This window comes from Paenibacillus gansuensis (assembly GCF_042684925.1).
GTDB classification, from domain to species: Bacteria; Bacillota; Bacilli; order Paenibacillales; family DY6; genus Paenibacillus_N; species Paenibacillus_N gansuensis.
Genome location: NZ_JBHUME010000007.1, coordinates 387,768 through 410,254, shown reverse-complemented (window position 1 = coordinate 410,254; position 22,487 = coordinate 387,768). Strand labels below are relative to the sequence as shown.

Here is a 22,487-nt window from a genome sequence, read left to right as displayed (position 1 = left end):
CCTTGTACATCTTATGATTCTCCCTGCATCGCAAGAAGGCCGTTCCGTGCTTCCACTGTCAACGGAAATATCCGTTTGCCTTTCGAAATTAAGAACAAGATTGTAGAATCGAATCCTGCGGCAAGCGCCAAATTCAAGTCCGTCACAGCCAATTCACGAACCCGTTCCACCCCTGGAAAGGTGCGTCCCGGTTCGATATAGTCCGCCAGGCAAACGATTTTGTCCAGCAAAGTCATATTCGCCCGGCCTGAAGTATGATACCTTATGGCATCCAGCACTTCCTCGTCTGTTATGCCGAACTCTTGCTGAACCGCATAAGCACCCACTGGAGCATGCCAAAGCTCTTTGTCATAAGATAAAAGCTCCTGAGGCAGCTTCTGCTCCCTGATCACGCGTTCCATTCGGTCCGTCGGCCAATACTTCGCATAGTCGTGCAGCAATGCGGCTAGGTCCGCCTTCTCCGGATCGCCTCCGTACCGCCCGGCCAATTCCACAGCCGATGCCATAACGCCGAGCGTATGCTGCCAGCGCTTGGCCGGCATTTGAGCCTGCACGGCCTCCATCATCCGTTCCCGTTCATTCCCCGGCATATAATCCATTCTCCTCTATATAGCGTGCAACCGCATCAGGTACGGTGTACCTGACCGGTTTCCCCTCCGCTCTGCGAATCCGGATATCCGTCGACGAAACCTCAATGACAGGCATCGGCACCAATTCCACCTTGGAGCGAAGAAAATCAGGCAATGTTTCCTTCTCCAGCACGTATCCTTTACGCTGTAACCCGATAAACCCGATTCTCTGCGCCAACTCTGAGATTCTGTGCCACTTTGGCAAATATTGAACCATATCCGCCCCAATGATGTAATAGAATCGATAACCCGGAAAATCCTCCTGCAGCTCGACTATAGTGTCATAGGAGTAGGATATGCCGTCTCTGCGCATTTCGGCCTCGCACACCTCAAAGTTTTCTTCCTCCTGTGTGGCAAGCCTTACCATAGCTAACCTCTGGGAAGCCGAAGCTCCGCCGGACAGCTGCTTATGCGGGGGTACCGATGCCGGAAGAAACCAGATCCGGTCGAGCTGTAACCCCTCCAACGCCCGTTGGGCCGCGATCAAATGGCCCATATGAATGGGATCGAATGTGCCTCCCATGATACCCACTTTCATAGTACGACCTCCTGCAGGCCGCTCCCGTACTTAAGGAAGCTCAATCGTCTTATGATCCTTGGATTCCTTGTACAAAATGACTGTACGCCCGATCACCTGTACCAGTTCAGAACCGGAACCGGAAGCCAGCTGTTCCGCAATTTCATCGCGGTCGTCGGCACAGGTCTGAAGGATGGAAACTTTCATCAGCTCTCTTTTTTCAATGGCTTCTTCAATATGCTTAATCAAGTTCTCGTTTACGCCCTCTTTGCCCACTTGAAAGATCGGATTCAGATGATGCGCCTCGGATCTTAGAAATCTCTTTTGTTTGCCTGTTAACATACCATTACCCCAATTCTCTTCATTTACCTTCTAACTCTTGGCTGTCGATGCCTGCAGCAGGGATGCAAGTACAGTCTCCCTCATGACGGCGGCAGGTGCTTCTATTCCCGTCCAATATTCGAAGGCGAATGCACCCTGATAAATAAACATGCCCAGTCCGCCATGGGTAACGCACCCTGCTTCTGCCGCTTCCTTAAGCCACCGGGTTTCCAACGGATTATAGATCAGATCGCTGACAGTCATTCCCGGTTTCAGCCAGGAAGTTGGTGCAGGCAATTCCCCAATGTCCGGGAACATGCCTACCGATGTCGTATTGACAACCAAGGTGCAGCTTTCCTTACTATTTTCCAATGCAGCCAATCCCATTCCTTCTGCGTCGACAAGCGCGCTCAGGTTATCTGCCAGCTCACGCGCCTTCTCCTCAGTCCGGTTGACAATGACGATACGCTCGGGCGACTCTTTGGCTAAGGCATAAGCCACGCCTTTCGCAGCGCCGCCCGCTCCGATAATCACGATTCGTGATCCCTTGAGTGTAATGCCGGTCTCTTCTTTCAAAGAGCGTACATAGCCGATGCCGTCGGTATTATAGCCGGTCAGCATTCCGTTCTCATTGACGATCGTGTTGACAGCGCCGATAAACCGGGCCCCTTCGTCGATCTCATCCAAATAGTTCATGACTTCCACTTTATGCGGAATCGTTACGTTCACGCCGCGAAATCCCAAAGCGCGGATGCCTTCGACCGCCTGCTTCAGTTCGGCTGGCTTTACGTGAAAAGCCGCATAGGCGCCGTTCACGCCTGTCGCCTGGAACGCCCGGTTCATCATCACCGGAGAGCGCGAATGCCTTACCGGATCCCCGAAAACACCGAACATTTGCGTATAGCTGTCCAACCGTCCTTGATCTCCCAATCCCATCTAGCCAAACTCCCCTTTGCCGGCAGTCCCGCAGGCGAACCGGATGGCGCGCCTATACTGCCTGACCGTGGTAATTAGATCAGTGCATCTCTTAGCAGCACTTTAATTCCCTTAGGAACATGCACGTTGACCAATGCTCCCGCTTCGCCGTTTGCACGGATCCAGCCTAACCCGGAGATAAAAATGTCCGAGCTGCTGCCTTTCGGCACACGGATTTCATGTTTTGTCCACTTTGGCAGCTCATCGAGTCCTTCTTTGGAAGGCGGCGTCAAAAGTTCTCCCGCATGATCAGCATACAGCTCGTCAGCTCGTTCCAACTTCGTCCGGTGTATTTCCAGGGCATTGGATACGTAGCAGGTAAACGACTGCCGTTCCCCTTTCACAAAATCGAACCTTGCCAAGGCCCCGAAGAACAGCGTTTGCTCCGGATTCAGCTGAAACACCATGGGTTTAATCGGTTTCTCCGGCATAACCGTCCCCAGATCCTTGCGGGAAACCAGCTCCGTCATACGCGAACTGTACACAATTCCAGGCGTATCAATGATAAACTTGCCGTCATCAAGAGGAATTTTCACCAGATCCAGCGTGGTTCCGGGATAACGGGATGTCGTCAATTCCGAATCCAAATCGCTGTAGCCTTGAATCAGCCTGTTAATCAGCGTCGATTTGCCTACATTGGTCGCGCCCACAACATAGATGTCCCTTCCTCCACGGTGGGATTCCAGCACTTCGATAACACGGTCAAAGCCCATGTTGCGTTTTGCGCTGCAAAGGACCACGTCCACTACTTTGAGACCCTGCTCCTTCGCCTGCTTGCGTACCCAGTTGACAATTTTGTTCATGTTCATGCCTCGGGGCAGAAGATCGATCTTGTTCACGACGAGCACTACCGGATTGTTTCCGATAAAGCGCTGCAGTCCGCCCACAATGCTTCCTTCAAAGTCGAAAATGTCCACGATATTCACTACCAGCGCCTGAGTGCTCGCAACATGGCCGAGAATTTTCAAAAATTCACCCTGGTCCAAAGTGATGGCAGCTGCCTCGTTGTAATTCTTAATCCGGAAGCAGCGCTGGCAAATGACCGGATCGCGCTCCAGCGCCTGGTCCGGCAAGTAGCCGAGCTTAGATGCGTCCTCCGTCTGTAACTTCACTCCGCATCCCGAGCAGGAAAGCGGTCTTTGCAATGTATCTTCTGACGCCATTAATGGCCCTCCCTGGGGTCTGTCCCTTTTTTGCGTAAATTGGATAATGCGATTCGTTCAATGTTCCGGTTCACCAGCTTCGTAAACAGCCCTTCATCGGGAAGCGAAATCGGAGCAACCAGAATCGTATATAAGCCGATCCGCTTGCCGCCCAGCACATCCGTCAGCATTTGGTCTCCGATAACCACCGTCTGCTGCGGTTCAAGCTGCATCAGCTGAAGCGCTCTGCGGAACGCCTTGGTGGAAGGCTTTCGCGCTGCATGGATGAAAGGAATATCGATCGGGGAACAAAACGTATTCACCCGCGCATGATTATTATTGGACACAACAACGACTTGAAATCCGAGCGTCTTCAATTTGCCGAGCCAAGCGATGAGTTCAGGATTGGCAAGTGGATCGCGGGCGCCGACCAGCGTGTTGTCCAGATCGGTAATGATGCCCTTAATACCTTGTTTGATCAGGGAATCCAAATCAATATCATAAATCGACTTTACGCTTAAATGCGGTAAAAGCCTCTCGAACATGCGGTCACCTCGTAAGTGTTTTGTTACGCAAACTATACCATAATTGTCCTTTTTCATGCAAAAAGGAGCTGTCCCGAAAACGTCATCATACGACAATTTGCGGTCTTCCGCAAGCATAAAATGGAAAAGCCGCACCACGCCGGTGCGGCTCTCCTGTCCAGCCCCGATGCAACCAGCCGGGCTGAACAGCTATTTTAAAGCTGCCCGCAAGGACTGGATGCGGGCAAGGCCCCCCTGCAGCTCCTCCTCGCTGAGGAGCGCAGGGCTGTACTTCGCCTTCTCGAACAGGCCGAGAAGGGCGGCAAGATCCTGCTGCAGCCAGCTGTACTCGCGGCTCCAGCGGGTTATCGTTTCCCGCGCGGTCTCATGTTCCCCGCGGGTCAATCCTTTGCGCCTCGCATAGCGCAGATAGCGCTCGAATTCCGCTACGAGGCGTTGATTGGCACGGTCGGGCGTACGTCCGCGCCACCGGTCGACTCTGTCGGCAATCGCCTCTTTGTATAGGTACGCGGCGACAGCTGCTGCTGCAAGGAACACTACAATTATGGCTGAAACGATGAAAGTCGCTTTCGGCCAGGAAGAAGCATCTTCTGCAGCCGGAACTGCAGGATCCGGCGCTTTTGTTTCAGATTGTTCAAGCTGTTCCCCTTCGGGGGCCAGCAGCGGCATCGTAAAACCGGCTGTCGGTTCAAACGGGATCCATCCGTATCCTTCGAAATAGATCTCCACCCAGGAATGGGCATCGGAGTTGCGGACCGTGTATGTGCCCGGACCTTCCAATTGCTCCATAATCGCTTCAGGGGGCATTCCGCCGCGGTAATCAAAATTATCGAGCGGCTGTTCCCCGGCCGTATATCCCTTTACCCAGCGGGACGGCAGCCCGATGGACCGGGCAAGCACCGCCATGGCCGTGGAGTAATAATCGCAATACCCTTCCTTGATTTCAAACAGGAAGCCGTCCACGAAATCATAGCTGCCGGCTTTGGATACATCCGGCTTCGGATTATAAGGATACGTCAGGTTCAAATAGGATTCAATCGCCTTGGCCTGATCGTATGGGTTGGCCGCATCCTTAACGATGTCCTGAGCCAAGGCCCGTACCCTGTCGGGCAGCGTAGGCGGGAGCTCCAAATAATCCTGCATGGCTGGGCCCGCAGTTTTGGGCACCTTGCGCAACGCCTCTTCATCTATTACAGGGATGCGGGAGACTACAGTGTATGAATTGGGGTATCCCGCATCATACCAGCGCAGCTCCTCTTCCCTCGGTACCCAGGTGATATTTCCGTTACTTGCGGAAGCATGTCCGGAATTCACACTTTCTGCATCTTTCACTTGCTCATCCACGATCATTTCCAGACCTTTCGCAGCGAACAAGATGGGTTTATGCGGCTTCTGCATGCGGAATACCTGCGTAACCTCTTCTGTTTCCAGCTTCGAATCGTCAAAACCGGGAAACGGCTTCAAGATCTGGTTATAACCCGCCTCTTGGGAAGGGGCTCCTTCTTCCTCTCCCCTCTTCCATCCGCGGCCTGTGTACAGCGATTTCGTTTCTCCTCGCCAATAGCTTTTACGGGATGTGTCCACCGTCATCACAGGGGTAAAGCTGTAGTCAAAACCGCCCCCGAGCTTTTCATCATTACGGCTGTAGCCGGATTTGGCATTTTTAGGAGAATCGCTGTCCTTCTTATCCTCATCACCGTCTTCCCCGCCCTTGCCTTTGACGGAAACGGGTTCGCCGATCGAATTTTTCCACGCAGTGTAAGGATCTGTTACCATTGGCTTCCATTCCGGGGCCGTTAACCCGACGGCAAACACCGCACCCGCAGTCACAACTATCGGCAGCAACACACGAACCGGCTTACGCCTCATGCTACGCCACGAAGCAGGGTGTTTACGTTCAATCTCCGCATAATTTCTGACGATCAGCAGACATAAGCCGGAACCGAGAATGACAGCGATCTGATCCCACAAAATAAGCGGGGAGAAGGAATCCATAACGGAAAAAGAAAAAATGCTGAACAACAGCAAACAGAATACACGGTACAGTGTGGTCAGCCCTCTTAGCAGCATGGCGTAGATGATCCAAACCGCTAACACATACCAGATATAGGGATCGAACAGTTTCAGGTCATACCACAGAATATCAAGAAAGCCGGCCGTCCCTCCGGTGTCTGCGTTTAAAGGAATAAACCCTTCAAGCACCAGCGTATGTGCTGCCGTTATCCCTGCTAACTGGAGCAAAAGCCTAACGGTTACCGGGAGAACGTAAATCAGCTCCACGATGAAAGTAATGCCTAGAGCGATGCTAGCCAGCTTAACGGTATCCTTCAGCCAATACTCGTCAAACCAGATAATGAACTGCTGCAGGATAAGTCCGATGAACAAAGCGTACAAAATATGAGGCCAAGGCCGGCTCCATACCGAACCCGCCAGACGCGGAGCCCGTGGAGTTTCCTCCGGGATGATGACATTCATGCCGATCCACCCCCAAGTGCGGAAGGCAGTTCATCCAGTCTCCTAATGGAATAACCGGTATAGCCAGAACGTTTCAGCATCCGGTGCCATGATTCCTTGGAAAAGGTATCCTGGCCGATATGGATATGGCACGGAATCATCTGCCGCTGTTCCAGCCACTGCATCGATTCCAGAAGCTTCTGGCTTTGCACAGGGGTGATCAGCACCACAAAACATCCCCGGAATTCTCGACTAAGCCGCTCTTTCAGAACGGTGCCCAGCAGATGGGATCCGTCTGCCTCAACTGAAATTAAGTGATCAGTCAAAGTCCTGTGAATCCCTTTGGATTGACGGGGCTCGAAAACCGCCGACTGACTGCCCGAGGAAACCATTCCTACCGAAAGATCCTTCTGCGAACCGTAGTCGATAATAGATGCAGCGACGGATACGGCCAGCTCGAACGTTTCCTCATCCGGATAGGAGCCTGCGCTCCGGTCTAACACCAGCACGGTTTTGGGGCGGGCCTCCCGCTCAAACTCCTTCGATTTCCAAGTTCCGGTTTTTGCAGTAGCATTCCAGTGAATTCTGGAAAGCTTGTCTCCGTATATATACTCCCTTACGCCGTTGATCTGCGTGGTTTCCCTTACGGCCTGGGTGGCGGCCGTGTGCTGTAGCTGTCCCCGGACGGCCTGATCCAGCCTTCGCCAATCCTTGATATGGACCGTTTGAGGCAGTACGCTGAAGCTTTGCTCGGAACGCAGTATGCCTTCGTGGGAAAACAAACCGAATACGTCGCTGACGGCCACTTGCGATTCGGCAAACCTGTACCGTCCTCTACGCAGCGGCGGAGTGAAGTAAGACACGTGCGCGCTTCTATTCCAATCGGTCGCCGCAGCGTTCTCAAACAGCCACTCTTCCCCATCCTGCCTGATCAGACGGTCCCTGACAGTCAGGTATGGAATCGGCCATAGTCCGGGGACCGACACGTCCAGATTCACTCCGATTCTTGTACCGGCGGAAACCGCTTCATGCCCGATACCGGATAGAGTGCGCTCTCCGTAAGCGGATCGGACACCGCTGAAACGGCCCAGTATGACATAAAGGAACAATACGCACACGGAAAAAAGCAGGAGTGATGATACCTTGCCGCCCTGCAGAAGAACGAACACCACGCAAGCTAAGAGGCATATTGCAGCCGCCCACACTCTTGCGGAATATCGCATGCTCATAGCCTATCGCTCCAGTCTTACAGGCACCCGCACCTGTTCCAGTATCCCTTTAAGCACGGAATCAACAGTGGCTCCGTTAATTCTCGCCTCGGTGTGGAGCAGGATCCGGTGACCCAGCACATAAGGCACGAGCGATTTAATATCGTCAGGGATCACGTAATTTCTTTCCTTAATGGCGGCATAAGCCTTTGCAGCCTGAAATAAAGCGATGGTAGCCCGGGGGCTCGCTCCGAGAAGAACGGAAGCATGATCCCTTGTGCTGCGGATAATGTTCACCAGGTAATCCGCTACCGCCTCATCCATGTGCACCTGCTTGACCCGCTCCTGAATTTCCCGGATCTGCTGTGTGCCGGTCACCGCCTCCACTCCTTCCAGCGGGTGGACCGACTGCTGGGACTGAAGCATCCGCAGCTCCGAGGCGGCATCCGGATAACCGAGACCGAGCTTGATCATAAAGCGGTCCAGCTGAGCTTCCGGCAAAGAATATGTTCCTTCAAAATCAATCGGATTCTGGGTAGCGAAGAGCAGGAAAGGTACAGGAAGCTCGTAGCTTTCTCCATCTACAGTCATGCTCCGTTCTTCCATTGATTCCAACAGGGCTGATTGTGTCTTCGTGGTGGCCCGGTTAATTTCATCCGCCAGCAAAATGTTGGTCATAACCGGTCCCGGGCGGAAAATGAATGCTTCTTGTTTCGGGTGATATATGGATACGCCGGTGATATCTGTCGGCAGCAGATCGGGATTGCACTGAATTCGGCGGAACTGGCCTTGAATAGTTCGGGCAAGCGCCTTGACTAGAACCGTCTTCCCGGTCCCCGGCACGTCCTCCAGCAGTACATGGCCGCCCGCAAGCAGTGCCGTCAGCATCATGTCGATCTCATCCGTTTTGCCGAGAATGCAAGCCTGCAGATGCTCGCGAATACTGCGTATTACGTTATAGTGTTCGGTGCTAAGCGCTTCCATGACAATAGTCCCTCCAGAGCGTAGAAGTTTGTGTGATAATAGACGCAAGTATTGCGATAGACGCTGGAAATTGAAAAAAGTTACATCTTTTATTATAAATCATCTTGAATCCATTTTGTTGAAATTTTGTATGCAGGCAGGGACTTAGGTGACTTCCGGGGGTATAAAAGTTTTTTTGCGCAAAAAAAAGGACGCCGGCAGGCGTCCTTGGCTTAACTGTATATCGGAATGAACTGCTGCGGCCCAACGGCGGCGGCAGTCGTTTCACCTTGGGATTGACTTGCAGATCATCCTTTGGGTTTGAATACTAGTGCTGCAAAGAAGGAAAAGATGATCGCCGCCGAGATGCCGGCGCTTGTTACCTCAAAGATGCCTGTGATGACGCCGATCCACCCATCGCGCTTCAGTTCCGAGAGGGCCCCGTGCACCAGGGAATTTCCGAAGCTGGTAATCGGGACGGTCGCTCCGGCTCCGGCAAATTTAATCAAAGGTTCGTACCAGCCCAGCCCGTCGACAATGGCTCCTGTGACCACGAGCACACTCATCGTGTGGCCCGGCGTTAGTTTCCGCACATCCATTAACAGCTGTCCGATTACGCAAATGGCACCTCCAACAACAAAAGCCCATACATACTGCATCATCTTAATTCACCCCGCTCTCAAGCGCAACCGCATGTGCGATGCAGGGGATCGTCTCTTTTTGCTGTACGGAAATCGGCGAAAGCAAGGCGCCCGTAGCGACCACAAGCACCCGGTTCAGCGCACCGGACCGCAGCTGCTTCACAATATGGCCGTAAGTAACTACCGCCGAGCAGCCGCAGCCGCTCCCCCCGGCCTGGACCTGCTGCTTATCGATATCATACACCATAAGACCGCAGTCTCCGAATACCGTCTCCCCCATCGGGATCCCTTCTTCCGCGAACAAATCGGAAGCAATTTTATGCCCGACCTTCGCCAGATCGCCCGTCACAATCAGGTCGTAATAACCCGGCGACCGTCCGGTATCCCGAAAGTGGGCTTTGATCGTATGAACCGCCGCCGGAGCCATCGCGGCACCCATATTGAACGGGTCGGTGATCCCCATGTCGATTACTTTGCCTATTGTCGCGGCTGTCAAATAAGGTCCCGAACCCTCTTTAGTCACCACCGCCGCCCCTGCGCCCGTTACAGTGTATTGTGCGGTCGGGGGCTTTTGAGAGCCGTATTCCGTCGGATAGCGAAACTGTTTCTCAGCCGTGCTGTTGTGGCTGCATGTGCCCGTCAAAACATAATCAGCTGCACCTGAATCCACAAGCTGCGCCGCCAGCGCCAGGCTTTCCATCGAGGTCGAACAAGCGCCGAACACACCGAAGTAGGGGATGGAAAGCGTCCTGGCGGCAAAACTGTTGGAGATGATCTGATTCATCAGGTCGCCGCCAATGTAGAATTGAATCTCTTTCGAAGTCAAGCCGGCCTTGTGAATCGCCAGCTCGGCCGCCCGCTCCAAAAGCAGGCGTTCCGTAGCTTCCCAGCTTTTTCCCTGCATTCTCGTTTCATTCTCTACAATGTCGAAATCTTCCGCCAACGGCCCTTTCCCTTCATCAGGCCCTACTACCGCTGCGCTTGCCAGGATGGCAGGGCGGTTCGGGAATACCCAGGATTGTTTGCCTTGCAGCATATTAAGGAGCCTCCAATCCGAAAATCAAATAGATGAGCGCAACTACAAAAGCGGCTACGGTACCGAAGACGATGACCGAACCGGCCAACTTGAACATATTGCCGCCGACGCCGAGCACTAAACCCTCGCTCCGGTGTTCGATGGCTGCCGAGCTAAGCGAATTGGCAAACCCGGTAACAGGCACGCCGGTGCCCGCTCCCGCCCACTGCGCAATACGGTCGTAGACGCCGAACCCGGTCAGCAGCACGGATATCAGAATCAGCACAGCCACAGTCGGGTTGCCCGCTTCTTTATCGGACATGCCGAAGAAATACTGGAACATATCCATCAGAGCCTGTCCTATGATACAGATCAAACCGCCCACCAGAAAGGCAATCAGGCAGTTCCGCAGAACAGGCCGGGCAGGCTCCCTGTCTTTCGCAAATTTCTGATATTGTTTCGGAGACTGAAGAGATCCTTGCGCCTGATTTCCTGCAGATTCGCTTTTTGCCGCCATAGGCTCTGAAGCGGGGACACTCTCCGTTTGTTCTGCCTTCATGGGGTGTTCTAACCCGGTCTCAGATACACCGGTATTAACGAACTTCACGGTTCCTTCCGAAGGTTCATTACTTTCCGCTTTTGTCTCGACCTCCACCGGAATATCGCTGCTGAAATGGACCGCCGGCGGATGCTGCCCGGACTCTTCATGTTCCTGCTTATGTTCAGACATTCCCTTCACCTGCTCTCTTTCGTTGAATTGACAGCTGCGGGCTGCAGCTGGCTGATGACCTGACGGGCACGGTCCCGAAGCTCGGACATGCTGTTTGCCATGGGAGAATCTTCTGCATCTGCCAGATAACGCTCCATAAGTATGGCGCTTTGCGTAAGGTGGGTCAGCATTTGATTCTGGAGGTCGGGCTTCTCCGGTTCGGGCCGGTGTATTTGCACCCCTTTCATGTCGAAGTAAAGCCTGTTTTTGGCATCGACCTGGGCCAGATAAACATCTTCCTCCCTGATCTTCCGCTTGTCCATCTCGTCCTTCAGCCACGCTTCGGTTAATCCGCGGGGCTTTAATGTGTCCTTTAAAATAGCGCCATCCATCATGACTGTCTGGGGCTCCTGTTCCGAAAGCATCGGTATGCCGAGCATTTTGGCGGTCAACGGCAGATTTTCCTTAGTTGGCAGTACGGTCAGTTCCCCGCTGGGCTCTAGTACGGCAAACTCGACGTCGGCTGCTTGGAATACCCCTTTTTTTCGTAACTGCTCCAAAAGCTCGTCGGTACTGTACCTCTCTTTCTTCAAATTTTTCTCCAGTATGTTGCCGTTCCGGATGAATACTGTCCCTTGCCCTTCCAGTACATTCCGCACGGTTTTGCTGCGCAGTGAAATAAATTCGACGGCTAAAGGCACAAAACCCCAGACCGCAAGAGAGATCAGCCCGTGATAAAAGACGCGTTCCAAGTCCGTTGACATGATGCCCACAAGTTCACCTAAAGCGATTCCCGTTATGTATTCAAAAAAAGTCAGCTGCGATATCTGTTTCTTCCCGAGCACCCGGGTCAGCACAAACAGAAAAAAGACTGCCCCCAGCGAGCGGACAAGGATGGACACCTCGTCGGACATGAGTACATAACCCCCCATCGAATGCTTGTAAATTCAGTATTTGTAATAAAGTGAAATGTTATGAAAAGACCCTGTGTTTCAAAACAAAAAACCTTTATCGGAGCAGCCTGCTCAAGCGATAAAGGCATTTGCATTCTACCATATTGCGGGCTCACTGCATTCCAGCAGCTTTTCATAAGTGTTGAGTCTTGCATGAACCCCTAAAGGAACAGCAATGTTAGGAGAACAGTGTCCGATCCGGAATCCGGCAAGAACAGGTTTTCCGGCGGACACCACGTGGTCGGCCAGCACTTCGGCGAGACTTAAAGACTCCCGATCCTTTTCTTTAGGAGGGTCGCAATCGTGAAAGTCGCCAAGGATAATACCTGAAGCATCCGCAAATTTCCCGGCCAACCGAAGCTGGTTTAACATCCGGTCCAGCCTGTAGGGCTCCTCGCCAATATCCTCGATCAACAATAGCTTGCCTGCCGTATCCAGTTCAAAGGCTGTTCCCAGAGTGCTGACGAGTAAAGAAAGGTTTCCTCCTGTTAAAATCCCTTCCGCCTCTCCCTCCGCCAATGCCGTCAGGGGCGCTACATGTTCCGTATACTTGAAGGTCATCGGGACGGACCACGTTTCAAAGTTAGCAAGGGTAAGCGGGTGCACATCTTCTTTGGCCAAATCGAGCAGCATCGGTCCGTGAAAGGTGACCAGCCCGGCATATTTCGCAATCGCCGCATGCAAAAAGGTAATGTCGCTGTAACCCCAAAATAGTTTCGGGTTGCGCCGGATTGACTCGTAATCCAAAAGCTCCGCTATCCTTGCCGTTCCATAACCGCCTCTGGCACATAAGATCGCTTGTATGAAAGGGTCTGCGAACATAGAGTTCAATTCTTCCGCCCTCTCCTTGTCCGTGCCGGCAAGGTATCCGTATCTCTTGGTTAGCGTCTTGCCCAGCTTCACACGATATCCCAGGCCTTCCAGCCATGCGGCCGCTGCCAGCATTTTTTCCGTGCTGCCCCATCCGGCCGGAGCGGTGATGCCGATCGTATCGCCTTTCTTTAAGCGCCTCGGCTTAATCCTTTGTCTCACGTCAGCCGATGCCTCCTTTCACTGCTTCTCCTCTAAGCTTGCTGCCTTATGTTTATGCGGCAACCACAGCAAAAAAGCCTTGCCGAAAGAAGCAAGACTTCACTGTCTATGATCAAATCGAGAGAAGCAACAGGATCACAAGCAGAAGAAACAACACCAGGATCACTACAAGCGATGTGTCGTGTCTCATGGGGCGCAAGCTCCTAACCATGTCAGTTTAGGATAGTCTATGCGCCTGCCCGCCCGCCACGCCACGCGGCAACCGCCTATCTTTCCGCGAGCGCCCGCAAGCGGGGCGTTCCCTTCAGTTTGGCGAGGCTGCCTGCGCCGATGCCGAACATCGCAATGCGAAATTCGAGCTCGATCTGCTCGAATTTCGCATGCAGCTCCTCGGCGGCGCGGTCACCTGCCGCCGCCGGGAGCAGCCGGCGCCCATAGCCGGCCAGGTCCGCGCCCAGCGCGACCGCTTTAGCGGCGTCCAGGCCTGTGGCCAGGCCGCCGCTCGCGATTACCGTGCCGGCCGGGAGACGGCCGCGCACTTCGCGAAGCGATTCCGCCGTCGGGATGCCCCAGCCGGCGAACGCTTCAGCCGCAGCCCGTTGCAGCGGGCTGGCGGAGCGGAATTTCTCCACCTCGCTCCAGGAGGTGCCGCCCGCTCCGGCTACATCGATAAAGCTGACGCCGGCATTATGCAGGCGTGCGGCCGTTTCGGCATCGATGCCCCAGCCGACCTCCTTGACCCCGACAGGCAGACCAAGCCGGGAGCAAAGCTCTTCGATGCGCGGCAGCAGGGCCGCGAAATTCGTATCTCCTTCCGGCTGGAATACTTCCTGCATCGAATTCAAATGCAGCACAAGCCCGTCCGCTTCGACCAATTCCACCGCTCTTCTAGCTTCGTCTACACCGAAGCCGTAGTTCAGCTGAACGGCTCCTACATTAGACAGGATCGGAATGGTCGGGGCATATTTCCGTACGTCGAACGTATCCGCCAGCTCCTCGTTCTGTACCGCTGCTCTAACCGAGCCCACGCCCATAGCCCATCCCCGGGCTTCCGCCGTTTCTGCCAGCGCGCGGTTAATGCGGCCCGCCCGGTCCGTCCCTCCGGTCATAGAAGAGATAAGCAGCGGAGCTTTCAGCGGCTTGCCCAGAAAAATCGAATCGGTGGAGATGGAGGCAAAATCGATTTCAGGCAATGCATTATGGTGGAACCGGTAACGTTCGAAGCCGGTCGTAATGCCTTTGCCCTGTACTTCTTCCTGAAGGCAGATTTCGATATGCTCGGATTTCCGTTTTTCTGTCTGCCGGGCTTCAACCGATCCCGTTACGTTCGATTTCATTCTCTAACCCCTATCTGCTATACCGAATATTCTTGTAAAATCCGTTCCGCGACCAGCCTGCCGGATGCAGTGACCACGGGAGTGCCGCCCCCGGGATGGGTTGTTCCCCCGACGAACCATAAGCCGTCGATATCCTTGGAACGGTTGGCAGGCCTCGCGAACGTCTGCCGTGAACTATTAGACGAAATGCCGTAGATGGCGCCTTTATAAGCGGAGGTATCCCTTTCGAGATCCAGAGGCGTGTAGGTAATCTCAACTTCCGTTTGCAGAGCAAGACCGGTAAGTCCTGCGGATTCGAGTTTCCGCTTGACGTGTTCCCGGTAGCTGTCCCTTTCTTTCTGCCAATCCCAGGCATCGGTTACATAAGGCGCATTGGCGAGGACAAACAGGCTGCTACCTTCCGCAGGCGCCGTTTCCGGTTCCGTGCCGCTTGTACAACAAATATATAGGGTCGGGTCCTTGGGCGCAACCCGTTTCACAAAGATATCGTTAAACTCATCCGAATAGTTTTGAGGGAAAAAGACCGTATGATGCTTCAGCAAATCATACTTTTTCTTAACCCCCAGAAGCGTAACAAACCCGGAGAGGGAAGGCTCGTAACGTTCGATCTTGTTCTGGCTCATGGACGGACGGTAACGCTGCGGAACCAGCTTTTCGTATACGGAAAGCACGTCCCCATTAGCAATAACGGCATCCGCCTGAAGGAACCCTCCGGAGGTCATAACCCCGCTGGCTCTGCCCCCGTTCATCCGGATTTCCTCTACTGCCGTAGAGGCCAATATCTCGACTCCAAGTTCCTGGGCCAGTTTCGTAAATGCTTTTACGATTTCATAGGTGCCGCCCTTCACCCCATAGATGCCCTCATCCGCTTCCAGAGATGCCAGCATGGAGAAGACCGCAGGCGCCGAATAGGGCGAGGAGCCGACGTAGGTCGCGTATCTCCCGAAAAGAGCAAGCGTGTTCGGATGGCGGAAATATCGGCGCAGCATGCCTTGCAGTTTCGTAAACGGCCGGATCCTGAAAAAGCTGGCGGCCATCGGAAGCGACACTTTATCTTTCCAATCAAGCAGCAGTTTGTTCAGAAACTGCTGTTTGCCGATACGGTACATCTGGCCCGCTTCTTCCATAAATGCAGGAAAATTTCTAGCGTCCTCAGGACTGTATCGGGCGATCTGCTCCATCATCCGCACTCTGTCCTTGACTGCGTCCACGATGTGTCCGTCTGCAAATAGATTTCGGGTTAACGGATGGATCGGATAAAACGACAGGTAATGTTCCATTTTCCGGCCTGCCGATGCGAATACCGCTTCGAACGAATCCAGCATGGTAATGGTACTCGGCCCGCGGTCGAACCGGTAGCCTTCCGCGTCGATTCGCTGCAGCTTTCCGCCAAGCTTCGGCTGCTGTTCGCACACCGTCACTTTCCAGCCGCCGGCAGCCAAACGGATCGCACAGGCCAGGCCTCCAAGCCCTCCCCCGATGACAGCCGCCTTTTTCACAAGTATCTCCGTCCTTTCCATGTATACCCTCTGCCGGCTCCCGAGCTGTACCACGAATCCAAACCGATAGAAACCAGCAGGCCGGCACTTAACGCAATGCCCGGGGCGTAAATCCAGGGCAGCCCGTTCACCCGGTCTGACCTGAGCTTCGTCAGCATGGCGAGAAGGCAGCAAATCACCGAAGGCAGCAGCCAATGAGGTGCGGCCCATGACAATAACATTGACACCGCCGGAATCACATACAGGCTGCCGTACCATGCGAGAACCCCCGCCATGATAAACGGGTTGCGCCCTACACCCGGAAACACATTTTTCTTATACCCGTTCCACACTTCCGACCCGCTGCGGTACATCCGCATTGTCACCCAAGGATGCATTTCCGCCAATGTTACAGGATGGCCTGCCAGTTTGGCCCTGCGCACCAATGCCATATCGTCCACAAGCTCCCCGGCAATGGCCGCATGCCCTCCGACCGCGCCATAAGTATCTCTGTGCAGCAGCAGCGCGGCTCCATGAGCCGCCGCAAACCGGGGGTCGTTCGTCCCCCTGACGAGCTTCACGGGAAGATGGCACGAAATCGTATACATCATCATAGGAACAACCAGCCGCTCCATCCACGAATGGGTTTCTTGACGGGGGAACCCTGTTACGACTCCGTTTCCCTGACCCTCCGCAAACTGCAGCAGGGCTGCGACAGCGCCAGGTTCGAGACGGGCGTCCGCATCCATGAAGAAAAGCCAGTTTCCGCCTGCCGCTTCAGCCAGCTGATGGCATGCGTAGGATTTGCCCGTCCAGCCGCCCGGAGGTTCCGCTCCATGCAGGACCCGAACCTGCGGATACCGGGAGGCAATGTTTTCAGCAAGTCTTCCCGTACCGTCCGAAGACCGGTCATTCAGCACGATCACCTCGTACTTTAGCCCTGCCGTATTCTGTTCAACAATCGAGTATAAGCAAGCCTCGATGTTCCTCTCTTCGTCCCGGGCGGGAATCAGGATGGAAAGGCGCAGCGGAGCACCCTCCGCATCAGGCAGTTCTTTTGAACCGGGCGGAATTCGGGGGAACTGAGAAGTATTCCATAGAACGAACGCTAGCTGAACGGCTAGCAAGCCGCTGATTACCCAGAGAACGGATTCCATCCGGACAGCCTCCTTCGCCATGCGTCAAACCGGTCACTGGCAGATTTGCCGTCAGGCCATAACGGGTGAAATAAAGCCAATTCAACCGCATTCTCTCCGGTGATCCACCCTTTGTGCAGGTCCAGTTGGGTTTCGAGCTTTTGCTGCAGCTGCAAGGTCACGTTCTTACGGCCTATCGAATCCCAGGCAGACGAAATCGGCGTGCCGAAATACATCGTTGCTTCCGCTTTCTGATGAACCCCAAGGGTATAATAGAGCGTTACAGGAATCACAGCGGCAGCAGCACACCGTTCCAGCATATAACCGACTCCGCTGCTGAATGTCAAAGGTCTGACCTCCTGATGCCGAATGTCTCCCTGAGGAAAAATCCAGACCGATTTGTCCTGCTGGAGCAGCTTCATTGCGTATTTCAAGGAAATAACCGTTTCGGCCGGGGAAGTCTTATCGATAGAAAATGCACCGATTTTGCGGAAAAACGAAAATTTGCTCATTTGCCGCTCGTCCATCATCATATAATGGTCTCTGGCGGAAGCGGTCTGTTCTGCATGGTAAGCGATCAGCCCGTCCCACCAGCTGCTGTGGTTCATCACGTACAGAACCGGTCCCTTCGTTAGAGGATCAACCGCACCCCGCAGGCGTACCGAGTGAAAATGCCGGCGCAGCAAGTAATATTCGTTGTATACGGAGAACAAAGCGTTAAACGGTTTGCTTTTGCTGGCCGGTATCATACGTTCTGTTCCCTTCTGTAAATATAATCATCACAAACGACATAAGGCCGGGCACGACAAGCCCTTCTTTCCATGCCAGCAGGCCGAACATAAGAAGCATGCCTTGATAAAGGCGCAAAGCTTCGCGGCGGCCCCTGTGTTCCGCCAATGTCCGATTTACAGCTTTTATCGGAAACAGCAATGACAACAACGCTGCGGCGGCAAACCAGGCGGCGAAATTCTGAAGCGGAACGCCGTAAAAAGCTAACGGGACGCCTTCGGTCCCCCATGTCCAAAAGCCGAGCTTGGCAGCCACCGGATCCAAAACCAGGTCAAACAGAACGGCATAACCGCCAGCCTGCAGAGCTCTTCCGGTTTTAGTCTGTGCGGTGGATAGCGTCAAAGCCGACATCATCACGCCGACCCAGGCAAACGAGATGGCCGCGGGCACCTTCCATGGAGCAAACCCCAGCACCTCAGTATACACATATGGCCCAAAAGGGAAGCCTGTAACGGTTCCGCAGTATTCCAATGCATAAGTAAAAATCAAGACTGCCGCTAAGCGGTATGGAAGCCGGCGGTCAGTCCTAAATGAAGCTCTGTCGATCCATACAGCGTAAATCGCGTAAAACAACAGAAATAGTCCGTTAGAAAACGAGAGTGCCCGGGGAACATGATAAAACAACAGAAGTGCCAGGCCAATCACATACCAGCCCCAAAACAGGGCCCGTACCGTCATGAAACATCCCAGCTTTCTTTCGCCGGATAGTCCGATGCGTCGAGGGCGGACCTCAAGGAAATAAAAATACCCATCTTTGTCTTAGCAGTTACAACGGCCCTCCGGTTGAAAGAGTCGTATTTGTTCTTCTTCACTTTATCTAAAATCGCTTCATAGTACTTAGCCGCCAAAGCCACTGAGAATCGGCTGGCGGCGGGATAAGTGTGCAAATCCCTTACCCCTATCCGGAACCATAAGCGGGACAATTCGCTTAACTCTTCAATCAGGTTTCTCCACTGCGGCGTGATCTTTTTATTCAAAAAATCATCTTCTGTATATCCGTGTTTCGCCATGAGCTCGGCCGGAATGTACCGCCGTCCCCGCGCCAAGTCTTCTCCCGCATCGCGGACGATATTGGCAATCTGCATCGCTTTGCCTAAGTATACACCGGATTCGGCAATGCGCTCCTCAGGGGCGTCATGAAGTACCGGAAGCAGCATTTCTCCGACGGTTCCAGCCACCTTGTAACAATACTCTTCCAGTTGGTCCATCGTATCATAGGCAGTGAAGTGAATATCCCCGCGCTGTCCTTCCATTTGTCTGCGAAAAGGGTCCTTGCTGACTTGAGGGAATTCGCGGAACAGCCAGCGCAGCGCATCCCAGATAAAATGCCCTTGGGCTGTTTCCAGATGTTCGAACTTCTGTTCCAGCTCATCCAGCGTAAAGGGCGATGTTTCGGGTTCATCCACAGAATCGTCAATAAACCGGCAGAAGGCGTAAATCACATGTACTGCCTCTCTCTTAGGGCTGGGAAGAGAAGCGAACGCCTTGTAAAACGTAACCGATCCCTTTGCTATGACGTCCTTGCATAAATCCATAAATTCTAAGCGTTCCATGCTCGTAACTCCCTTCCTAAGTGGCCTGCCAGCAGCTTGGCTCCCTGCATGACAATGGGAATTCCGCCTCCGGGATGAACGGAAGCCCCGACAGTATACAAATCCTGTATCGGATACGGCATAAACTGAGGCCGGAACACACCCGACTGTTTCAGCAGCGGAGCAAGCCCGAAGCTGCCTCCGCCGTACAGGCCTTCCCGCTCCGCATCCAGCGGTGTACGGATTTTCTTCCATTGAATAGCTTCGGTCAGTCCCGGGAAAGCTCTCTGCTCCGCATCCTGGATAACCCGCTCTGCCAATCGCGGCGCTTCCTGCTCCCAGTCGATGCCGCCGCCGGCAGGAGCCGGAATCAGCATATACATCACGCTTTCCCCGTGCGGGGCAGCCTGCGGATCCAGTTCCACAGGATTGAATACGTAGTATGACGGGTCATCGGGAATACGCCCTTGTTCGAATATACTTTTCAGTGAAGCGGTTAATGACTGAGGCAGGAAAAATTGATGCGCCCGGCTATGGCTCCATCGCTTCCGTACCCCAAGATACACCAGAACACAGCCTGAGGATGGAATGTACTTAGCCGGCGTCTTCATGCCTTTCATGTTTGGCGGCAGCAAGCCTCGCAAATTAGGGAAATCCCCGTTATAGATGACCCGATCATGTTTATGCAGGCCCTGGCCGCTAACTTCCACACCGATGGTCCGGTTCTCCTGAAGTGCAATCCGCTCTACTGCGCTGTTCAACTTAAATTCCACACCGCGCGCACGAAGTTCCTGCTCCATAATCCCATTCAGCGAATGATAGCCTCCCTTTAAATACCAAATGCCAAAGGCATGTTCCGCATAGGGGATCAAGGAATACAGAGCCGGGGATTGGAAAGGAGCTCCCCCGATATATAAGGTTTGCAGTGAAAAAGCATCGGCGAGTCTGGTATCCTTAAAAAATTCTTCTGCCAGCCCCCTTACGCTCTTGTGGATTTTCATTTTTTGCAGAAGAAGAACGTTCTTCCATGTGAAAAACTCCGATCTGCGCAGAAACGACTTTTCCAAGAACGCTTCTTTCCCGTTCAGAAACAGATCTTTCATCGTCGACATATAGCGGCGGAAGCCCGCTGATTCACCGGGGAACACGCGCTCGATTTCTTCTTCCTGCTTGGCGTTGTCACTGTATTTATCAAAAGCAGTACCATCCGCGTAATGGATGCGGTACATCGGATCGCAGGCGATCAGAGGAATCCGTTCTCTTTGTATGCCGGCTTCCTCTAAAATTCCGAGCAGCATCTCCGGAAGAAGCACGATGGTCGGCCCTTGATCGATGATGTACCTGCCGCTGCCGTCTTTCTCATATGCCAAACGCCCCCCTACCTGATGCGAACGTTCATAGACGGTGACCTCTTGGCCTTGTGCCGTAAGCAGGAGAGCCGTTGTTAAGCCGCCTGCACCCGCTCCAATAATAGCCGTGCTCATCGCCTTATCCCTCCTGTCCGTTCCCTCCAGCCGGATGCTTTTGCAAGCTCGGCGCGATCCCGCTCCATCAACATCCCGGTACTGATTTTGGCCGATTCCAATATCGTAGGCAAACCGCTCCCCGGATGGGTTCCCCCGCCTACAAGCCAGCAGTTTTCCACCTCTTCAAACCGGTTATGAGGCCGAAGATACATCATCTGATCCAGCGTATGGGCTAGATTAAAGGTCGCCCCGTTATATACCAACATTTCGTCCTGCCAGTCCTGGGGCGTCAAGATTCTTTCTTCGAGGATCCGATCCGACAAGCCTTGAAGCTGCGGTTCCTGCTCCAGCCGGTCCAGCATTTGCTTACGAACCCGGTGCTTTTCCTGTTCCCAGTTCACGCTGCCGGTGACATTCGGAACCGGCATTAGAACGTAAAGTGCGGTTTTACCTAGAGGGGCTAAGGTCGGATCGATTTTACCGGGGTTATGCACATAGATGGAAGGGTCCTCAGACAAGGTTTTACTGCCTGTAATTTCAGCTACGTTCTTCTTGTAATCTCCCGAAAAGAGAATCGTATGGTGAGGCATATCAATCTCGCCGTCCACACCTAAATAAAGCATGAAAGTAGAGCAGGACCATTTTTTGCGGTCTAACGAACTCTTCTTATACTTCTTGATCACGCCCGGAGCGAATAACGTGGTGACCGCCGTGCCAAAATCGGCATTCACTACAACATCGTCGGCATCTACGATCTCTCCCCCGGCCAGTCTTACGCCGGTTGCCTTTCCTCGTGATACCAGCACTTCTTCCACACTGTTGTCCAGACGAACCGTGCCGCCGTACTCTTCAATAATGTCAGCCATCGCCTGGCAGATCCTGTTCACCCCGCCAACCGGATGAAATAAGCCGAACTCATGCTCCAGGTAAGAAAGGATGGTGAACGTCCCTGGACATTCCCACGGAGACATTCCCAAATATTTCGCCTGAAAAGAGAACGCCACAATGAGCCTTTCATCGGAAAAATATTTTGATAATCGGCCATATACTGTATCAGTGGCGTGAAGCTTAGGCAGAGCTGCAATCACATCGCCGTTAAAATAATCGCTTAGTTTCGTAAAGGGCTGCTGCAGCAACGGCATGACTTTGCTGAATTTTTCCGCTTCCTGCCGCATAAAGCGTTCGTACCCTTCCCCATTTCCCGGAAAAAGGGTTTCGATTTGATCACGTGTTTTGCTGCGGTCAAGGCTTGGAGTAAATTCCACATCCCCAAATTTCAGTGTGTATAAAGGATTCACCGGCATCAGCCGGACATAATCTTCGATGTTTCGGCCTACGGAATGAAAAAGATCCTTAAGCAGATGAGGCATCATCAAGAAGGTAGGGCCTCTGTCAAAAGCAAATTCGCCCAGCTGAACTCGCGAGCAGCGTCCGCCGAGATAGGGCTGCTTTTCCAAGACGGTTACCTTATACCCCGAGGCAGCCAGCAGCATGCCTGCCGCCAATCCGCCGGGTCCGGCGCCAACCACCGCGATCCGCTTGCTCCTGTTCATAGCTGAAAAACCACCTTCCACTGTATCTCACGTCCATTTCCATTATTAAACAAATTATTTCCTAAATATGATCAAATTATATCATACATTAT

General features: G+C 53.4%; 22 protein-coding genes. All 22 read right to left on the bottom strand.

Translation table 11 applies throughout. From position 1 onward, the window contains the following. Window positions 1-11: 11 nt before the first annotated feature. A complete protein-coding gene (yqeK, locus tag ACFSUF_RS09605; protein ID WP_377602408.1) occupies window positions 12-590 on the bottom strand; it encodes a bis(5'-nucleosyl)-tetraphosphatase (symmetrical) YqeK in 579 nt (192 codons plus the stop codon). Continuing rightward, a complete protein-coding gene (locus ACFSUF_RS09600) occupies window positions 577-1,167 on the bottom strand; it encodes a nicotinate-nucleotide adenylyltransferase (RefSeq protein ID WP_377602407.1) in 591 nt (196 codons plus the stop codon). The genes yqeK and ACFSUF_RS09600 overlap by 14 nt, the downstream gene beginning before the upstream one ends. Window positions 1,168-1,197: 30 nt before the next feature. Next, on the bottom strand, window positions 1,198-1,488 hold the full coding sequence (gene yhbY / locus ACFSUF_RS09595; RefSeq protein WP_377602406.1) for a ribosome assembly RNA-binding protein YhbY: 291 nt from the start codon (window positions 1,486-1,488) through the stop codon (window positions 1,198-1,200). A 30-nt stretch (window positions 1,489-1,518) separates the two neighbouring features. Beyond that, window positions 1,519-2,403, bottom strand: a complete 885-nt coding sequence (aroE, locus tag ACFSUF_RS09590) for a shikimate dehydrogenase (RefSeq protein ID WP_377602404.1) — start codon at window positions 2,401-2,403, stop codon at window positions 1,519-1,521. 74 nt (window positions 2,404-2,477) lie between these two features. Further along, entirely contained in the window at window positions 2,478-3,605 is a 1,128-nt protein-coding gene (gene yqeH / locus ACFSUF_RS09585; RefSeq protein ID WP_377602403.1) for a ribosome biogenesis GTPase YqeH, read from the bottom strand. Further along, window positions 3,605-4,129 (bottom strand): YqeG family HAD IIIA-type phosphatase, encoded by a 525-nt coding sequence (locus ACFSUF_RS09580; protein ID WP_377602402.1) that lies wholly within the window; start codon window positions 4,127-4,129, stop codon window positions 3,605-3,607. The genes yqeH and ACFSUF_RS09580 overlap by 1 nt, the downstream gene beginning before the upstream one ends. A gap of 189 nt (window positions 4,130-4,318) precedes the next feature. Continuing rightward, window positions 4,319-6,604, bottom strand: coding sequence for a DUF4129 domain-containing transglutaminase family protein (locus ACFSUF_RS09575; protein ID WP_377602401.1), 2,286 nt, complete (start codon window positions 6,602-6,604; stop codon window positions 4,319-4,321). Further along, a complete protein-coding gene (locus ACFSUF_RS09570; protein ID WP_377602399.1) occupies window positions 6,601-7,812 on the bottom strand; it encodes a DUF58 domain-containing protein in 1,212 nt (403 codons plus the stop codon). Before ACFSUF_RS09570 ends, ACFSUF_RS09575 begins: the two co-directional genes overlap by 4 nt. Window positions 7,813-7,815: 3 nt before the next feature. After that, complete coding sequence (locus ACFSUF_RS09565; protein ID WP_377602397.1) at window positions 7,816-8,775, bottom strand: AAA family ATPase; 960 nt, start codon at window positions 8,773-8,775, stop codon at window positions 7,816-7,818. A 287-nt stretch (window positions 8,776-9,062) separates the two neighbouring features. Next, window positions 9,063-9,413, bottom strand: a complete 351-nt coding sequence (gene spoVAE / locus ACFSUF_RS09560; protein ID WP_377603141.1) for a stage V sporulation protein AE — start codon at window positions 9,411-9,413, stop codon at window positions 9,063-9,065. Window positions 9,414-9,417: 4 nt separating this feature from the next. Continuing rightward, window positions 9,418-10,431 carry a stage V sporulation protein AD gene (gene spoVAD / locus ACFSUF_RS09555; RefSeq protein ID WP_377602395.1) on the bottom strand — a complete coding sequence of 338 codons (1,014 nt, stop codon included), beginning with the start codon at window positions 10,429-10,431 and terminating at the stop codon, window positions 9,418-9,420. A gap of 1 nt (window position 10,432) precedes the next feature. Continuing rightward, window positions 10,433-10,927: a stage V sporulation protein AC gene (spoVAC, locus tag ACFSUF_RS09550; protein WP_377603140.1), complete on the bottom strand. Its 495-nt coding sequence runs from the start codon at window positions 10,925-10,927 to the stop codon at window positions 10,433-10,435. A 218-nt stretch (window positions 10,928-11,145) separates the two neighbouring features. After that, window positions 11,146-12,033, bottom strand: coding sequence for a DUF421 domain-containing protein (locus ACFSUF_RS09545; protein ID WP_377602393.1), 888 nt, complete (start codon window positions 12,031-12,033; stop codon window positions 11,146-11,148). 135 nt (window positions 12,034-12,168) lie between these two features. Further along, complete coding sequence (locus tag ACFSUF_RS09540; protein WP_377602391.1) at window positions 12,169-13,104, bottom strand: S66 peptidase family protein; 936 nt, start codon at window positions 13,102-13,104, stop codon at window positions 12,169-12,171. A gap of 266 nt (window positions 13,105-13,370) precedes the next feature. Further along, window positions 13,371-14,441 (bottom strand): type 2 isopentenyl-diphosphate Delta-isomerase, encoded by a 1,071-nt coding sequence (gene fni / locus ACFSUF_RS09535; protein ID WP_377602390.1) that lies wholly within the window; start codon window positions 14,439-14,441, stop codon window positions 13,371-13,373. Window positions 14,442-14,458: 17 nt separating this feature from the next. Continuing rightward, window positions 14,459-15,961 carry a phytoene desaturase family protein gene (locus ACFSUF_RS09530; RefSeq protein WP_377602388.1) on the bottom strand — a complete coding sequence of 501 codons (1,503 nt, stop codon included), beginning with the start codon at window positions 15,959-15,961 and terminating at the stop codon, window positions 14,459-14,461. Further along, complete coding sequence (locus tag ACFSUF_RS09525; RefSeq protein WP_377602386.1) at window positions 15,937-17,076, bottom strand: glycosyltransferase; 1,140 nt, start codon at window positions 17,074-17,076, stop codon at window positions 15,937-15,939. The genes ACFSUF_RS09530 and ACFSUF_RS09525 overlap by 25 nt, the downstream gene beginning before the upstream one ends. Beyond that, entirely contained in the window at window positions 17,055-17,804 is a 750-nt protein-coding gene (locus ACFSUF_RS09520) for a lysophospholipid acyltransferase family protein (protein WP_377602384.1), read from the bottom strand. Before ACFSUF_RS09520 ends, ACFSUF_RS09525 begins: the two co-directional genes overlap by 22 nt. Then, complete coding sequence (locus ACFSUF_RS09515) at window positions 17,773-18,522, bottom strand: carotenoid biosynthesis protein (protein ID WP_377602383.1); 750 nt, start codon at window positions 18,520-18,522, stop codon at window positions 17,773-17,775. Before ACFSUF_RS09515 ends, ACFSUF_RS09520 begins: the two co-directional genes overlap by 32 nt. After that, window positions 18,519-19,397 carry a phytoene/squalene synthase family protein gene (locus ACFSUF_RS09510; protein WP_377602382.1) on the bottom strand — a complete coding sequence of 293 codons (879 nt, stop codon included), beginning with the start codon at window positions 19,395-19,397 and terminating at the stop codon, window positions 18,519-18,521. The genes ACFSUF_RS09515 and ACFSUF_RS09510 overlap by 4 nt, the downstream gene beginning before the upstream one ends. Then, the gene (locus tag ACFSUF_RS09505; protein WP_377602380.1) at window positions 19,385-20,860 is read right to left on the bottom strand and encodes a phytoene desaturase family protein; all 1,476 of its coding nucleotides are present in this window, start codon (window positions 20,858-20,860) and stop codon (window positions 19,385-19,387) included. Before ACFSUF_RS09505 ends, ACFSUF_RS09510 begins: the two co-directional genes overlap by 13 nt. Further along, window positions 20,857-22,395 (bottom strand): phytoene desaturase family protein, encoded by a 1,539-nt coding sequence (locus tag ACFSUF_RS09500; protein ID WP_377602378.1) that lies wholly within the window; start codon window positions 22,393-22,395, stop codon window positions 20,857-20,859. The genes ACFSUF_RS09505 and ACFSUF_RS09500 overlap by 4 nt, the downstream gene beginning before the upstream one ends. Window positions 22,396-22,487 lie beyond the last annotated feature (92 nt).

Coding starts and splice junctions, on each gene's coding strand:
- yqeK (WP_377602408.1), bottom strand. CDS start 590: ATGCCGGGGAATGAACGGGAACGGATGATGGAGGCCGTGCAGGCTCAA.
- ACFSUF_RS09600 (WP_377602407.1), bottom strand. CDS start 1,167: ATGAAAGTGGGTATCATGGGAGGCACATTCGATCCCATTCATATGGGC.
- yhbY (WP_377602406.1), bottom strand. CDS start 1,488: ATGTTAACAGGCAAACAAAAGAGATTTCTAAGATCCGAGGCGCATCAT.
- aroE (WP_377602404.1), bottom strand. CDS start 2,403: ATGGGATTGGGAGATCAAGGACGGTTGGACAGCTATACGCAAATGTTC.
- yqeH (WP_377602403.1), bottom strand. CDS start 3,605: ATGGCGTCAGAAGATACATTGCAAAGACCGCTTTCCTGCTCGGGATGC.
- ACFSUF_RS09580 (WP_377602402.1), bottom strand. CDS start 4,129: ATGTTCGAGAGGCTTTTACCGCATTTAAGCGTAAAGTCGATTTATGAT.
- ACFSUF_RS09575 (WP_377602401.1), bottom strand. CDS start 6,604: ATGAATGTCATCATCCCGGAGGAAACTCCACGGGCTCCGCGTCTGGCG.
- ACFSUF_RS09570 (WP_377602399.1), bottom strand. CDS start 7,812: ATGAGCATGCGATATTCCGCAAGAGTGTGGGCGGCTGCAATATGCCTC.
- ACFSUF_RS09565 (WP_377602397.1), bottom strand. CDS start 8,775: ATGGAAGCGCTTAGCACCGAACACTATAACGTAATACGCAGTATTCGC.
- spoVAE (WP_377603141.1), bottom strand. CDS start 9,413: ATGCAGTATGTATGGGCTTTTGTTGTTGGAGGTGCCATTTGCGTAATC.
- spoVAD (WP_377602395.1), bottom strand. CDS start 10,431: ATGCTGCAAGGCAAACAATCCTGGGTATTCCCGAACCGCCCTGCCATC.
- spoVAC (WP_377603140.1), bottom strand. CDS start 10,927: ATGGCGGCAAAAAGCGAATCTGCAGGAAATCAGGCGCAAGGATCTCTT.
- ACFSUF_RS09545 (WP_377602393.1), bottom strand. CDS start 12,033: ATGTCCGACGAGGTGTCCATCCTTGTCCGCTCGCTGGGGGCAGTCTTT.
- fni (WP_377602390.1), bottom strand. CDS start 14,441: ATGAAATCGAACGTAACGGGATCGGTTGAAGCCCGGCAGACAGAAAAA.
- ACFSUF_RS09530 (WP_377602388.1), bottom strand. CDS start 15,961: ATGGAAAGGACGGAGATACTTGTGAAAAAGGCGGCTGTCATCGGGGGA.
- ACFSUF_RS09525 (WP_377602386.1), bottom strand. CDS start 17,076: ATGGAATCCGTTCTCTGGGTAATCAGCGGCTTGCTAGCCGTTCAGCTA.
- ACFSUF_RS09520 (WP_377602384.1), bottom strand. CDS start 17,804: ATGATACCGGCCAGCAAAAGCAAACCGTTTAACGCTTTGTTCTCCGTA.
- ACFSUF_RS09515 (WP_377602383.1), bottom strand. CDS start 18,522: ATGACGGTACGGGCCCTGTTTTGGGGCTGGTATGTGATTGGCCTGGCA.
- ACFSUF_RS09510 (WP_377602382.1), bottom strand. CDS start 19,397: ATGGAACGCTTAGAATTTATGGATTTATGCAAGGACGTCATAGCAAAG.
- ACFSUF_RS09505 (WP_377602380.1), bottom strand. CDS start 20,860: ATGAGCACGGCTATTATTGGAGCGGGTGCAGGCGGCTTAACAACGGCT.
- ACFSUF_RS09500 (WP_377602378.1), bottom strand. CDS start 22,395: ATGAACAGGAGCAAGCGGATCGCGGTGGTTGGCGCCGGACCCGGCGGA.